This is a genomic window from Rhodohalobacter sp. (assembly GCF_041686455.1).
Lineage (GTDB): Bacteria > Bacteroidota > Rhodothermia > Balneolales > Balneolaceae > Rhodohalobacter.
In genome coordinates this window covers 1-14,421 of the sequence record NZ_JAWLDW010000067.1, presented here as the reverse complement: position 1 = coordinate 14,421, position 14,421 = coordinate 1, and the positions used below count along the sequence as shown (strand labels likewise).

The following is a 14,421-nucleotide window of genomic DNA, read 5'->3' as shown; positions in this document are numbered from 1 at the left end:
GACAGGCTTCTCGCCCCTTCATCGATCAACCACTATACAGAGTAAAAAATACTGGGATGAGATATTAACTAGATCTGAAGTAGTACCTGGGGCGGGACTCGAACCCGCACGTTGTCGCCAACACCGGATTTTGAATCCGGCGCGTCTACCAATTCCGCCACCCAGGCTAAATGTTTGAAGACTCTAAATATAAGCAGGGTTCCAAACAATAGAAACATCTATCTGCTCAAAATTTTTTGAACTTTTTATGATGAATCGGTTATTAACTTCTACAAAGTTAGCATATCAAATATGCGGATTTCTTAGTAGTTTAATTAGAGTTAAATGAAAATAATTTAGCCATTTTATAATGAAAAAAGCATTTGTAGGAAGTTTGATAGGTATAGCCATTGTTATTGCATTGGATTCGTTCGCTCGCGTTATTATCTCTATCTACATGGGATTAAATTATCCAATGATCTCATATTCTGAATTCCCCGGGATTATATGGCCTATGCTTCTCACCTTTATTGGTGGCTTTTCAGTCTTTTTCGGGGCAATGTTTACGTTAACGTACGGACGTAAACACAGATTGGTAGCACTTCTATCTCTGCTGATTTTTATTATACTGCTTAGATATGGGCAGATCTATCTTTTAACGGGTATTGAGTCTCTGTTCTATCCTATTACTACGCTGGTTCTGTCTCTGGGATCAATACTTTTGGCTTGGCAGCTTACAGATCCCAAGAAAAAATCTTCGCCTGAAGAGTTAAAAGAAGAGAGTGATTTAGATGATAGCCATCAGGATTATCACGAACCGCAAAAAAACTAATTCTTTGAGTGTATCGGCTGGATTAATTTTTGATCGCCCAGACAATGAGAAATTGCAGAAGATCTACTCCTCATCACATTGAAACATAAATCCTTTTTTACGGATCGTTTCAATAAAATCGAATTCAGAATGCTCTCTCATTTTCTTTCTCAGATAGCTGATATACACATTAATGTAGTTTGTTTGAGTATCAAAGTGTATATCCCAAACATTACTGGCAAGCTCTTCCTGCGAAATAATTCTGCCTTTATTTCGAACAAAGTAAACCAATAGGTTAAACTCGTTATTGGTTAAGTCTACCTCATTTTCATCGATAATCATTTTTCTGGTTATCAAATCCACGGTAAGGCTACCGCAAGTAAGCTCTTTTTCTGCCCCTTTGTTGTTGCTTCGTCTTGCAATGGCATCGAGGCGGGCCATTAATTCATCACTGTTGAACGGTTTTGTCAGATAGTCATCTGCTCCAACATTTAAAACCTTAACTTTTACATCTGTCTCGTGTTCTGCAGAAAGTACAAGTACAGGAGTTGTAACACCCTCCTCTCTTATTTTTGCACATACATCATATCCGTTACCGTCGGGAAGACGCAAGTCAAGAATGATCATATCAAACTTGTTATTGAGAGCCTTTTCTTCTCCATCGCCCGCTGTTTCTGCAACAGCAACATCATTTCCTCGATGTTCCAATACCGCTTTTACAAGAGTTCGAACGGTTGGATCATCTTCAACGACTAATATTTTCATCTTTTTTTTGGTTTCCGTAGATGCTGTAGACATAGTTTATAAATTTCAAAGTTATAAAGATGAATCTTCTCAAGGTTACAAAATTATTTAATTCAAAAAAGTATTTTTTTATACCTCTTCATAACCATTGCGTTTAAACCAATTAAAAATTTGATTTAAATAGACTTCACTAAATGAATGGTTTTCATTTAATAAATTCAACTCTGCTTTTACACCATTTTCTTTAAGCCTTTCAATTTCTTTTGCCTGAGGTTCGGCCTGTACTTTATCATCGTTTTTGCCATGAAATGCTGCAATATTCATCTGCTGAATATTTTCCCAATTGTTATTTAGGACTTCTGTTTTGATTCTTGCACCGATCACAGCGAGATCATTAACATGTTTCCAGCGCGTCAACGAAAAATAACCGGCCAGATATCCACCCATCGAGTAACCCATCACTCCTATTCGGTTCACCTGAATTACCGGCAATAGCTTATCAATGATCTCCTGAATAAATTTCGATGCCAATTCCAGAGACTTAATAAATTGTCCGCGATTTCCATCATATAAATACCAAGCTCTACCCCACTCAGAAACATTCTTTTTTCTGCTTCGATCGTAAATAGGATACGGCCCCTGAATAAACAGATGGTAAGCTTTTAGATTTAACAGGGAATCACATCGCTCTTTAAAACGATCGATATTTTCACCAAATCCATGTAAATAAATGATTAAAGGCTTATCACCTTTTTCCCCGTTTTCGATCAATAAGTAAGGCACTTCTACTTTAAAAGAAGTTTTACCAGATACCAATACTTCTCTATCCTTACCACTCATTTTAAAATTATAGGTTTGATTTTTTGAATTTGAAGTGTTCTAACCAGCTGTGTAATCTGAACTAATGATAGTAAAAATTGTGGAACAATTAGCAAAAATCACAACTGTCTTTCAGAATACAGCAGAAATTTATTTACGTTGATCTATCAAATTCTATAGCTTATGCCATGAACTGACCAATACAGAACATTAATGAAATCTACATACACTCTTATAAATATTTTTATCGTCATTGTGTTTGTAACGGTATTTTTTAGTCCAACCCAATGCTACGCACAAGGCGGTTACTCCGGTGAATTTTCCAGAATTGGTTTCTCACCAATTGGTCTTTCTATGGGAAATGCTATGACAGCTTCCACTCAATTTAGCGGGCACAGTTATTACAATCCCGCCCAGGCAGCTATTCAAAGCAGCACCATTCCTCTTTTAATTTCATCTGCTTTGATGCAGTTCGACAGACAGCTACACATGGTGTCTGTAAATTTTCAGCTTCCACCCACTGCCGGGTTAACTTTTAGCCTGATAAACGCCCGAATCGGAGAAATTGACGGGCGTAACTTAAGTGGATATCACACCGGGTATTTATCAACTTCTGAATATCGTTTATCCGGAGCATTCGGCATTCGTTTCTCAGAAACTGTTTTGGCAGGTATTGGAATTAATTTCAATCATTCTGATCTTCACGAAGAAATTCCGTCGGTTCAGGGAATTGGTATCGATCTTGGTGTTATCGCAAAAATTTCAAACAAGCTGAATGTTGGTGTTTCCGTCCAAAATTTACTCTCCTCCCGGTCAGTTAATACATCCGATCTGTACGGGACAGATTCGGCTCCGAAAAAAGAGAAAGAACCATTGCGTGTATTAGCCGGAGTAACCTATATGTTTTTTGAAGATCTTACATTTCATGCTGATTATGAAGTCCGTAATCAATATGGGGAATCAGCTCTTGAGAGCCCCGGAAGTAATGGAATTCGATCAACTGTACATTTTTTCAGATCGGGAGTTGATTTCTCTCCTCATGAAAGAGTCTCTCTGCGTGGAGGTGTTCTTTGGAATCAAAAAAGCCCTGAGCAAACAGTTCAACCGTCTGCAGGCTTCTCTGTTCATCTTCCTTTTGATCAATTCTCTCCATCTGTAGATTACGCTTTTGTTGCAGAACCATCGGGCATCTCATCAATGCACGTATTCGGTTTGAGAGTAAATATATAAAGTTCAGGACTCAGGACTCAGGTAAAAAATGTAAAGCTTAAATGACTTAAACGAAGATCATTTTATAAAGCTAATAAATTACTAAAATTCTCCTCTTCGGTCTTTCAACTCTTTGTACAGCATCTCCCGGGCCCTGAAAATATGCGCTTTAACAGTACCTAAAGGTAGATCCAGCTGTTCTGAGATTTCATCATAGCTCAGCTCTTCAAAATGACGAAGCTTAATCACCACTCTATACTTATCGGGAAGGTCCTCAATGGCTTCATGAATAATATCACTTCTCTGCTTGCGAATGATTTTCCGGTCTGTTCCAGAGTGCTCATCCTCTAGCTGGATGTTCATCTCTCCCTCTTTTGTCTTTACTGGTTCATCTATAGACGTTGTCTGGAGCTTCTTTTTGCGCAGGTAGTCGATTGCGTGATTCGTTGTAATCCTGTAGAGCCAGGTAGAAAAAGCGTAATTGGTATTATAAGACTGCAGGTTATCAAACGCCTTCATAAACGCCTCCTGCACCAAATCTCTGACCTGCTCTTTATCTTTCACCATTTTGAGTAAATGAAAAAATAGAGGAGTCTCATATTTCTCCATCAGAGATCTGTATGCACCCTGATCTCCTGCAACTGCTTTTGTCACGAGCTTATCATCCTCAAGACTGCTAGCTGAGGCATTTTCACGGGGTGTTGTCTGTGATTCAGTACTTTTATCTTGGTTTGACATCAAGAAATTTAAATTTTAGCCGAGCCGATGACAGATACAGCTTACTATTTACGCTTAATACAATAAAGAGGACTAATTATCCAAAAACCTATAATCGTTAGAAATTAAACATAACAATACCACTATGAAAAAACTACTTGCGATAATATTTGCTACTGCTTTAGTAATTGGCACTTCATCGATCACAAATACAGCATCAGCTCAAACTGAAGGCAGCGTACAGGAAGGTGATATCAAATTAGGGGTTGGTCTTGCATTCGGATCAGGCGTTGGATTTGCTAGCCTAGACAATGATTTAGGAATTCGTGTGGATGGATACTACGCAATTAATTCTGATATTCGTGCCGGTGCTGACTTTACATTTTACTTCCCAAAAAGTGAAGGAGAAGTCGACGTTAATGTATGGGAATTAAATTTAAATGGTAATTACATTTTCATTGACGAAGATGACTTGCTCGTTTACGGGCTTGGTGGAATCAATATTACAGGAATATCTGTAGATACACCAACGGTTTCATCCGGCGGGCAAACTTTTGGAGGCAGCAGCAGTGATTCAGAAATTGGACTGAACCTTGGAGGCGGAATTGAGTATGCACTTGATTTTGCTGATCTATTTGGCGAAATAAAGCTAGGTGGACTTGGAGGAGATGCAGACCAGTTTGTACTCGGTGCCGGGCTTAGATTCCCGATTAACTAAATAAGTTTAAAAATATCAAGACAGAATCAGGCGTTTACCGTAAGGTAAACGCCTTTTCTATTTTATCAATATTCCGTGGCGAATACCACCGGTGGAGACAATCAATTCATTAAAATTGAAATAATTCATAAACTCAAGAAGTATGACGAGTCCACCCGTTATCACATCTCCTCTGCCGCTTAAAAAAGGTGAGTATTTCTGTTCAATTTTATCGGAATTAATCTTCAAAAATTCATCAATAAAATCTTCAACTGTTTCCTTCTTTAAATGATATCCATTAATCTGAGAGGCGTCGTAATGATCCAAATCAAGTTCAATTGCGGCAATAGATGTAACTGTACCCGCTACACCCACCAATTGATGATTCTTTAAATTGAAACTTTTAGACTCTAACAAGCTATTGACTTCAGTCCGCAATGTTTCAAGTTCTTTAATTTTCGGCGGATCACTCTTCAAGTATCTTTCCGAAAATCGAACACTGCCCATGTCTACTGATACCCCGCTGCTCAATTCCAGCTGTTTGCCAATCGCAATTTCAGTGCTTCCTCCCCCTATATCTAAAACAACATAATTTCTGCTCTGATCTTTTAAAACAGAAATTGCACCGGTGTAGGTAGTTTGAGCTTCTTCCACCCCGCTTAACAACTGAACGCGCCATCCTGTCTCCTGATAAATCTGATTTAAAAACTCTTCTCTGTTTGATGAATCCCGAACAGCACTTGTAGCAGTTACTGCAACTTCATTTGCCATAGAAGAGTAATTATTAACTAGATAGGCTTTATAGCTTTTCAAAACCTTAATCACCCGATTGCAGCTATCCGGGTGTAGATTTTTATCAGCATCAACACCCTTGCCAAGCCTTGGCACCGCCTGTTTTTCTTCCAAAACCTCGATATCTCTATCTTGAATTTTGGCTACCAGCAGAAGCACCGAGTTTGTACCAATATCAATTGAAGCTTTTAGATCAGCTTTATTCATTTATATGTTTCTCACTGCCTTTTTAAGTGAAGTAAAATCCACTCATCTTCCTGGGTTTTACCGACAATTTCCACCAGATGTTCATTTAGATTCTCCCTAATAATCTCTTCGTCTGTGCCGAGTAACCCCGTTAGAAAGATATCTCCGCCTGATCTAGTATGATGAACCAAAAACGGAATAATTTCAAGGATTACATTTCGATTGATATTTACCAGTGTAACACTAAAAATTTCATCATCTTTGATCTGTTCAGTACTGCCAAACCTAATCTCAACTTTTTCACTCACCCCGTTGATGAGAGCGTTCTCCGTGGCATTAACTTCACTCCACTTGTCCACGTCAAAACCGATTGCTTTTTTGGCGCCCAGTTTTATGGCAGCTATTGCCAGAATTCCGGTGCCGGTTCCGGCATCCATCACTTCTTTTCCATCAAAATTTATAGAAGACATTCTGCTCAGAATCAATCTGGTAGTAGCGTGATAACCGGTACCGAACGCCATTTTTGGATCTATTTCCAAAAGAATCTGAGCTTTTGGTGGCTTTAAATCAGACCAGGTTGGACGAACCAGAAATGGGCCAATAAACTGGGGTTGTATCGTTTTCTCCCACTCCTCGTTCCAGTTTTGTTCTTCTATGTCTTCCATCTCTATGAACCCGGCCTCCGGATAAAGGCCTATCAACTGTTCGATTAGTTCACGGTTTGAGTCGTTGTATCTGGGTTTTTCAACATAAGCGATTAAACGATCATCAAACTGTTCAAAACCATAAAAATCCATCTCCATCAGTTCCGCAATAAACGACTCCTGATAGCGATCTTTAAGCCTGAATACAAGTTTGATATAGTTCATTGAGATAAATTTTGAGAAATAGAAAAAAGAGCAAAAGATGGATAAATCAAAAATTCATCACCTTTTGAATAAAAACTGCTTACACTGTTACTTTGCTCTCTTGCTTGGGATCTAAGTCATACAGAGAGGACACAGTGGCCTGAATGGTTTTATACCATTCATTGCCAAATTTATCATTGATCTCATAAAAATCAGAAAAATCCGGTCGTCGCAATTTCATCTTCCACTCTTGATTTTTCGCCTTAAATACCGGATCGATATGTAAAAGCTGATGATATAGAAGCATTTTTTTAGTGTCTGTATCGAGCATATCCCACAAATCTCCGGAAACCTCAATCAGATAGTCGTTACCGGAGTAGTGCTTCACCTCTCTTGTGGACTTCATACATTTTGCAGCTCTCTGTTTAGAGATATTGGGGTATACCAATAGGTATCCGATCTGAGCCGGACCAAGCTCAATTTTGTGTGTTTCAATTACGTCTTTTGCAATCTCTTCAATTTCGGGTGCTTCCATCAGCTGTTTGTCTGTCAGCTTAATATCACCTTCAGGTTTTAAATAATCGTTATCGGCCATGATACTTTTAAGGGATGAGTTTAATTCACAATTCTTTTTTAGTGGGATGCCAAAGTTATCAAAGGAAACAGTCAATAGCGAGAAGTCATGATTACCAAAACCGGATTTTTTCCATAAAAAAAACCGCATCTGCTATCAACAGATGCGGCCTCTATTTTAGGTGTTCACTCAATTAAGTCCTCTAGCTTAGTACCCCAAATCAGTGCAACTAGTATTAACAAAGCTGTCATTCCAGCACATTCGCTCTCCATTTTCATCAAAGTAACCGGTATTATTATCTGTATTCCAGTAAATGATTGCAGTCCCCTCGCCATATGCATCATTGGATTCTATTGTGTTGTTATGGCCATCTCTGACATAGGATAACTCCGCAACTTCTCCGGTTTCATCATCTGTAATTGTCAGTTCCATCCAATATTCAGTTTCGCTATCATAACCCCATTCATAATAGAGTACCGGTTCGGTAACAGATTCGTCAGCAGAATAATATGCCCATTCTCCATAGTCATTATCATTGGATTTAAAACCTGACATGACTCTATGGTTGTCATAAACTTCATCAGTTTCCGGATCTGTTCCATCCAAATACATATTCCATTCGGTACCCTCATTGGTCTCTTCTGCTGTAATTCGAATGGTCATTGATTCGAAGGTGAATTCCCAGGTCCAGACTCCATCTTCTATAGTTGCTTCTTCATCATCACCCATTTCAAAATAGACAACCCCCATGCTCATTAACCCTTGAATGAATCCATTCGTGGATGTGGCATAAGATGTCGCGAAATTAAAAGCCATATATTCTTCAGAGTTACCTGCGTCAGCGTCCTCGAAGTATGAAATATCTACTTCAACTGGCGTGGTTTCCGGCAGTTGAGGCTCCTCTTCAAATCGAGCCTCAATGGTGTGGTCACTCTGTACATTTTCGAATGTGTAACTCTCCACAGCACCTTCTGAGCTACCGTCAACCAATACATCTTGTATTACATAACCCGAACTGGCTGAAATATCAACCGTTTGATCGTCCCCTTCTTCTACAGTAATACTTCCATTTGGACTAATTGAACCCCCTTCATTTGATGTTGTTGAAATTGTATACTCGGTTACAACGTCCTCATCATTAGAGTCCGGTCCGGAAACATCGTCAGAACATGAAGTAAATAGAAAAGCAAACCCAATGAATAGGACGAAAAAAATATGCGTTAAATTTTTATAGATTCTCATGACAGTAATTATTTTGATTAAGAAAAAACAAACTTGATCTACTATATTAAGCGAGAAAAAAGATCTTTGACTATCATTTTTTTTTAAAAAATATCAGATAATAAACTCTCTTTTTACTTATCCACTCTGGAGTTCTTATCTTATAAATACAGAGTGATATTCATAAAAAATCAGCTAACTATTACACCATGAAATATCTTCCATCAGAAGAGGCAGTTAAGAGTATTCAATCAAACGATAAAGTTTATATACATACAGCGGCGGCTGCTCCGCAAAAATTAATTGAAGCAATGACTATGCGGCATAGTGAGTTACAGGATGTCAATATATATCACCTGCATACAGAAGGTCCAGCTCCATACGTGCAACCTGAATTTAAAGAGTCCTTCAACACGAGAGCTTTTTTTGTGGCAAGTAATGTCAGGAATGCAATCAAAGAGGGTTACGCAGATTATATCCCGATTTTTTTAAGTGAAGTTCCTCATCTATTCAATAGAGGAATCATTAAATTAGATGTTGCATTGGTTCAGGTAAGCCCACCGGATAAACATGGATTCTGTTCTATGGGGGTTTCTGTTGATGCATCCCGTGCCGCTGTAAATAGTGCAAAAATAGTTATTGCTCAGATCAATCCGAATATGCCGCGCACGCATGGTGATGGAATTATTCATCAAGACGAGATTGATATTGGCGTTGAAGTGGATGATCCACTGCCAGAACATGCTCCTGCCGATCTTTCTGACGTTGAGCTTAAAATTGGCCGGCACTGTGCCAGTTTAATTGAAGATGGGGCTGCGCTTCAATTGGGAATTGGCAGCATTCCCGACGCAGTACTGGCCGCATTGAAGAATCATAAAAACCTTGGAGTGCACACAGAAATGTTTTCGGACGGCTTAATTTCATTAGTTGAGTCCGGTGTCATAAATAACAGCAATAAAAAAATTCATCCAAACCGAATTGTATCTTCTTTTGCTGTAGGAACGAGAAAACTTTATGACTTTATGGATGATAATCCAAATTTGGCAATGCTCGACTGCGCTTATGTGAATGATACAGCTGTAATACGTAGAAACCCAAGGGTGACGGCAGTAAACAGTGCTATTGAAGTAGATTTGACCGGACAAGTTTGCGCTGATTCTATTGGCACGTATCTATACTCAGGAGTTGGCGGACAGATGGATTTTATCCGGGGTGCATCTTTGTCTGAAAGAGGTAAACCTATTATAGCACTACCTTCTACAACAAAACGTGGAGCAAACCGGATTGTTCCATTTCTAAAACAAGGTGGCGGTGTTGTAACTACCAGGGCTCACGTTCATTATGTGGTTACAGAATATGGAGTAGCCAGTTTATATGGAAAAGGGATGAAAGAGCGTGCCACAGAATTAATTAATATTGCACATCCCAATCATCGTGAGATGTTGGATCGTGCTGCACACGACCGTTTCAAGTCGCTATAATTCATTATATTACAAAAAATTCTAAACCATCTTGATTCTTAAAATAATTTTATTAAAACATACATGAATAGCTCTAAGCAAGATAATCGACTTCCACACAGTTCTAATCAGATAAATGAACTCATTAATTCATTTACATCAAAACCGGCGGGCAAGCTCATCATTTTAGCTGGAAAAAATGTTGGAGAAAAGAAGAATCTGATCCAAAAAATCAAGAAAAGTTCTGCAAATGTAAAAGAGATTGACCTTAGAGATGTAATTTCCACTGTTGAAGAGGAGACCTACGAAAATTTGGATAACCTCTTTGATGTATTTAAAAATAATCAAATTGTTCATTTGATGAACGGTGATGTATTGAGTGGTGAGTATACAGGAAATACATACTCATTCCGCAGATATGCTTCACCACAGGAGAAATATCTTTTTAGAAAACTGGAAAAGAGCAGTAATGGTTTTATTCTTGATCTTCTGGATGAAGCAAATGTGAACCACATGATGGAAAGGAAAGCAGAAGCTATCATTGATTTTAATGCACCGAAAGGTGGATTGAGTAAGCTCTTCTGGAAATTAAAGCAGATCAGCGTGCATGGTCATACTTTTGAGAATAAACGACCTCTCAAAAAATAAAAGTTCAATTAGCCTGGAATCGTAATTAGCGAAACCAGGGCTTGTGCGGGGTAAAGAACAAAACCTTCGAAAGATTTTTTACTCTGTGGGAATGCGATTGTAGATCAACTCAAGTAAAACATCTCCAACAGCTTGCATAACATTTTGATTGATGATTTCGATGTTATCTCTGTGAGTATGCCAATAGTGAGGGAATTCGATAGTGCCGGATTCATTTACACGATGGTGGATAATGTTAATCATTGGAATTCCGGTATACTGTTCAACGATAACATGATCATCGGCAACTCTGCCACCGCGTTCATCTAAAAAAAGTGAATCGTGCCCTTTTTCTGAAGCAATTGTCCAAATTTCATCAACCAGTTTTGGAGCAAACTCCATCGAATGGCCCTCCTTTGGAAAAACAGCACCATCTCCCCCAACCATATCCAAAAGAATACCAAACCGGGGATTATAACCCGGAACCGGAGGATTCTGTGACCAATATCTGGATCCTATAAAATAATTAGCCAGATCTCCCTCTTCTCCGTAATCCTCTCCATCAAAAAGAATAATATCCACTCCAACGGGCAGATCGTTTACAGCAAAGATATTTGCCAATTCCATTAAAACAGCCACTCCGCTTGCTCCATCATCTGCACCAAGTATTGGATTTTCGGAATCTGTAGAATCTCGGTCGGCCCGGGGTCTACTGTCCCAATGGGCTGCCAATACAATACGATCCGAATTTTCAGTACCAAATGAAGCTAAAATATTATAGAAAGGAAGGTTTTTATTATAGATCTCCTGTTCAAATTGCTGAATAAAAACTGATCGCTGACCTGCAGTTGCTTGAAAATGTTCTCTGAAATACTCTACAGTATTGCGATGCGCTTCAGATCCGGGAACACGGGGTCCGAAATCTAACTGTTCCACTACATACTTATACGCAGTTTCAGATTTAAATTGAGGAACATCTCTGCCTTGATCTTTAAATTTCAATCCGGTTGATTCTTCTGAACAGGAATAAAAAATCAATAACGATAGTAGAATTGCTAAAAGACGCATCATTTTTTTGAAGATCTGTGTACCATCGTAGAAGAAGATTGATCCGTTGGCAGCACAATCGTATCCATTATGTTAACATGCGGTGGTCGTGATGCCATAAAGATGATAATTTCAGCAATATCATCCGCAGTTAAAGGGTTTATATTAGAATAGACACTGTCTGCTGCCTCTTTGTCACCGTGAAAACGAATTTCACTGAATTCTGTTTCTACCAATCCCGGTGAAACGGCACTCACTCTTATACCGGTACCGTGTAAATCCATTTTCGTCGCTTGGGTGATCGCTTTTACGGCGTGTTTGGTTCCGCAATATACCGAACCTCCCGCGTATGCTTCATGACCAGCAATAGATCCCACATTGATAATGTGCCCTTCATTACTCTTTTTCATTCGCTCAGATACAAACCGAGTCATTGAAAGCAGACCTTTCACATTGGTATCAATCATTTTATCCCAATCTTCAAAATCCGCCTGATCAACAGGATCCTTACCTGATGCCAGTCCGGCATTGTTAACCAGAATATCAATCGGCCCCTCTATGGATTTCACACAAGATTTGCACGCTTCACGGTCGCGGATGTCAAAAGAATAGATCTCGATTTCTACACTGTACTTTGACTGAATATCATCACGAATGGAAATCAATCGGTCTTCTCTTCTTCCGGTTAAATAGAGGTTAGCACCTTCGCCGGCAAATTGGTAAGCCGTTGCTTTTCCAATACCTGATGTTGCACCTGTGATGAGTACCCACTTACCAGAAAGTCTGCTATTTGACATATCGCTTTAAGATTCAGTTTGTTGATTTTAAAATCGGATCTGACCTTCAAACAGAAAATCGGTTTACGGATATTGAAATCGCTTAACTATCCGATTAACCGCTCTATACGCCGACCCGCTCTCAGTATCTCGGATTCTCTAAAACTGTTACCCAGAAACTGTATTCCTACCGGCAACCCGTTTGAATGTACACCAGCAGGCACACTGATCCCGCAAATTCCCGCAAGGTTTGCCGTGGTTGTATAAATATCATTTAGATACATTTGAACAGGATCATCTTGATTTGAACCTAAATCAAAGGCAGTTGTTGGGGCTGTGGGTGATACAATGACATCTACTTTTTCAAAAGCGGCTTCAAAATCTTGTTTAATCAGCCTTCTCACTTTTTGAGCTTTTGCAAAATAGGCGTCATAATAACCTGCACTTAATACATATGTACCCAGCATAATTCTGCGCTTAACTTCACTCCCAAAACCTTCTGTTCGCGATTTTTTATAAAGGCGGGCAAGCGGTGAGTCCAGTTTGGTCAATCGCTCCAATGCCTCCTCTTTATCTGCACCTACAGCTATTTTAATCTCTTTTTCAATAGCCTCTTTCTCCTTACCCAACTCTTCTTCAATCGTCTTAAAATCAGCTCGATGCCCATATCGAACCCCGTCATAACGCGCAAGGTTACTTGAAGCTTCAGCCGTTGCTAAGATGTAGTAAGTGGCTATTCCATATTTAGTATGTGGCAGATTGATGGGAACCAGTTCTGCTCCTTCGCTTTCAAGACCTTTTAATCGGTCTTCTATCATCGTTCGAATTTCATCGTCCAATCCATCACCGAAATACTCTTTCGGCACACCAATTTTGAGTTTACCGGAATCGTTTTGAACAGCATCCAGATAGTTTTCAACTTTCACATCAGCAGATGAGTTATCCATTGGATCTTTCCCAGCAATATTCTGGAGCATTAAAGCTGCATCTTCCACACTGTTAGAAAAGGGCCCGATACAGTCGAAAGAAGAAGCAAAAGCAACCAAGCCGTGACGGGAAACTCTGCTATAGGTAGGTTTTAATCCTACTACGCCACAGTATGAGGCAGGTTGTCGAATAGAACCGCCTGTGTCAGATCCCAAAGAGACGTTGCACATTCCGGCAGCAACCGCAGCAGCACTTCCTCCGCTCGATCCACCCGGCACTTTGGAAGTGTCATGAGGATTTTTAGCAGGACCATGATACGAATTCTCATTTGACGAGCCCATGGCAAATTCATCCATGTTACAGCGGCCAATCAATAAAGCATCTTCCCTTTTCAATTTTTCAATAACAGTAGCGTCGTATACACTTTCAAAGTTATTGAGCATTTTGCTGGAGCAGGTGAGCTTTTTACCCTTTTCACTGATCACATCTTTTACCCCAACCACTGCTCCGGCGAGATTTCCACTCTTTCCGGAGTCAATTTTCTTTTGAATATCAGAAGCCTGCTTTAAAACAGATTCCTCATCAAAATGGACAATCGCATTGATTTCAGGGTTCCTGGACTTTATTGTTTCGAGATATGTTGATGCAAGTTCCGGTAATTTTAATTCACCGGATTTCAGTTGCTCTTGAATCGAGAGCAGATTTTTCATTGAGAAATGCCGTTATTTTTTAGATTCTTCCTTTGCTGTATCGCTGCTATCCTTAACCGAACTGTTTACGTCGTCTTTTCCTTTGTCGATCTCTTTCTTGATATCGTCAGATGCCTTTCTAAATTCCTGAATGCCCTGACCAATTCCACGTGCCAGTTCCGGTATTCGTTTAGCACCAAAGAGAAGTAAAATTGCAAGGATAATTAATACCCATTCAAAACCGCCTATAGAACCCATATGGTATAAAACTTAGGTTTTTAAATTTGTCTGATTAGAT

General features: G+C 39.3%; 16 protein-coding genes and 1 tRNA gene. 5 read left to right on the top strand and 12 right to left on the bottom strand.

Annotated elements, in window-relative coordinates; all coding sequences use genetic code 11:
• Positions 1-83: 83 nt before the first annotated feature.
• Positions 84-167 (bottom strand) — tRNA-Leu (locus ACESM0_RS08910).
• 182 nt (positions 168-349) lie between these two features.
• Here ACESM0_RS08910 and ACESM0_RS08905 point away from each other — a divergent pair.
• A complete protein-coding gene (locus tag ACESM0_RS08905) occupies positions 350-811 on the top strand; it encodes a hypothetical protein (protein ID WP_372905681.1) in 462 nt (153 codons plus the stop codon).
• A gap of 63 nt (positions 812-874) precedes the next feature.
• On the opposite strand, the gene ACESM0_RS08900 is transcribed toward ACESM0_RS08905, so the two are convergent.
• Positions 875-1,588, bottom strand: a complete 714-nt coding sequence (locus ACESM0_RS08900; protein ID WP_372905679.1) for a response regulator transcription factor — start codon at positions 1,586-1,588, stop codon at positions 875-877.
• A gap of 75 nt (positions 1,589-1,663) precedes the next feature.
• A complete protein-coding gene (locus tag ACESM0_RS08895) occupies positions 1,664-2,374 on the bottom strand; it encodes an alpha/beta hydrolase (protein WP_372905677.1) in 711 nt (236 codons plus the stop codon).
• A 192-nt stretch (positions 2,375-2,566) separates the two neighbouring features.
• On the opposite strand from ACESM0_RS08895, the gene ACESM0_RS08890 reads away from it, so the two are divergent.
• The gene (locus ACESM0_RS08890) at positions 2,567-3,583 is read left to right on the top strand and encodes a hypothetical protein (protein WP_372905675.1); all 1,017 of its coding nucleotides are present in this window, start codon (positions 2,567-2,569) and stop codon (positions 3,581-3,583) included.
• Between the two features lie 81 nt (positions 3,584-3,664).
• On the opposite strand, the gene ACESM0_RS08885 is transcribed toward ACESM0_RS08890, so the two are convergent.
• A complete protein-coding gene (locus ACESM0_RS08885; RefSeq protein WP_372905674.1) occupies positions 3,665-4,300 on the bottom strand; it encodes an RNA polymerase sigma factor in 636 nt (211 codons plus the stop codon).
• A 124-nt stretch (positions 4,301-4,424) separates the two neighbouring features.
• On the opposite strand from ACESM0_RS08885, the gene ACESM0_RS08880 reads away from it, so the two are divergent.
• The gene (locus ACESM0_RS08880; protein WP_372905672.1) at positions 4,425-4,997 is read left to right on the top strand and encodes an outer membrane beta-barrel protein; all 573 of its coding nucleotides are present in this window, start codon (positions 4,425-4,427) and stop codon (positions 4,995-4,997) included.
• Between the two features lie 57 nt (positions 4,998-5,054).
• Here the strand turns inward: ACESM0_RS08880 and ACESM0_RS08875 are convergent, their stop codons facing one another.
• The 4 genes from ACESM0_RS08875 to ACESM0_RS08860 all read right to left on the bottom strand — a co-directional run bounded on the left by ACESM0_RS08875 (position 5,055) and on the right by ACESM0_RS08860 (position 8,618).
• Positions 5,055-5,975: a Ppx/GppA family phosphatase gene (locus ACESM0_RS08875; RefSeq protein ID WP_372905670.1), complete on the bottom strand. Its 921-nt coding sequence runs from the start codon at positions 5,973-5,975 to the stop codon at positions 5,055-5,057.
• Between the two features lie 11 nt (positions 5,976-5,986).
• Entirely contained in the window at positions 5,987-6,823 is an 837-nt protein-coding gene (prmA, locus tag ACESM0_RS08870; protein ID WP_372905668.1) for a 50S ribosomal protein L11 methyltransferase, read from the bottom strand.
• Positions 6,824-6,902: 79 nt separating this feature from the next.
• Positions 6,903-7,397 (bottom strand): putative metallopeptidase, encoded by a 495-nt coding sequence (locus ACESM0_RS08865; RefSeq protein ID WP_372905666.1) that lies wholly within the window; start codon positions 7,395-7,397, stop codon positions 6,903-6,905.
• A gap of 186 nt (positions 7,398-7,583) precedes the next feature.
• On the bottom strand, positions 7,584-8,618 hold the full coding sequence (locus ACESM0_RS08860; protein WP_372905664.1) for a hypothetical protein: 1,035 nt from the start codon (positions 8,616-8,618) through the stop codon (positions 7,584-7,586).
• A 188-nt stretch (positions 8,619-8,806) separates the two neighbouring features.
• Between ACESM0_RS08860 and ACESM0_RS08855 the strand changes: the two genes are divergently transcribed.
• Together ACESM0_RS08855 and ACESM0_RS08850 are read left to right on the top strand one after the other, a co-directional pair.
• A complete protein-coding gene (locus ACESM0_RS08855) occupies positions 8,807-10,078 on the top strand; it encodes an acetyl-CoA hydrolase/transferase family protein (protein ID WP_372905662.1) in 1,272 nt (423 codons plus the stop codon).
• A gap of 63 nt (positions 10,079-10,141) precedes the next feature.
• Positions 10,142-10,705, top strand: a complete 564-nt coding sequence (locus tag ACESM0_RS08850) for a hypothetical protein (protein ID WP_372905660.1) — start codon at positions 10,142-10,144, stop codon at positions 10,703-10,705.
• 78 nt (positions 10,706-10,783) lie between these two features.
• On the opposite strand, the gene ACESM0_RS08845 is transcribed toward ACESM0_RS08850, so the two are convergent.
• The 4 genes from ACESM0_RS08845 to ACESM0_RS08830 all read right to left on the bottom strand — a co-directional run bounded on the left by ACESM0_RS08845 (position 10,784) and on the right by ACESM0_RS08830 (position 14,381).
• Positions 10,784-11,686: a M28 family peptidase gene (locus ACESM0_RS08845; RefSeq protein ID WP_372905658.1), complete on the bottom strand. Its 903-nt coding sequence runs from the start codon at positions 11,684-11,686 to the stop codon at positions 10,784-10,786.
• A gap of 65 nt (positions 11,687-11,751) precedes the next feature.
• Entirely contained in the window at positions 11,752-12,528 is a 777-nt protein-coding gene (locus ACESM0_RS08840; protein WP_372905656.1) for an SDR family NAD(P)-dependent oxidoreductase, read from the bottom strand.
• 86 nt (positions 12,529-12,614) lie between these two features.
• A complete protein-coding gene (locus tag ACESM0_RS08835; RefSeq protein WP_372905654.1) occupies positions 12,615-14,144 on the bottom strand; it encodes an amidase family protein in 1,530 nt (509 codons plus the stop codon).
• Between the two features lie 12 nt (positions 14,145-14,156).
• A complete protein-coding gene (locus tag ACESM0_RS08830; RefSeq protein WP_101071699.1) occupies positions 14,157-14,381 on the bottom strand; it encodes a twin-arginine translocase TatA/TatE family subunit in 225 nt (74 codons plus the stop codon).
• Positions 14,382-14,421: the final 40 nt, after the last annotated feature.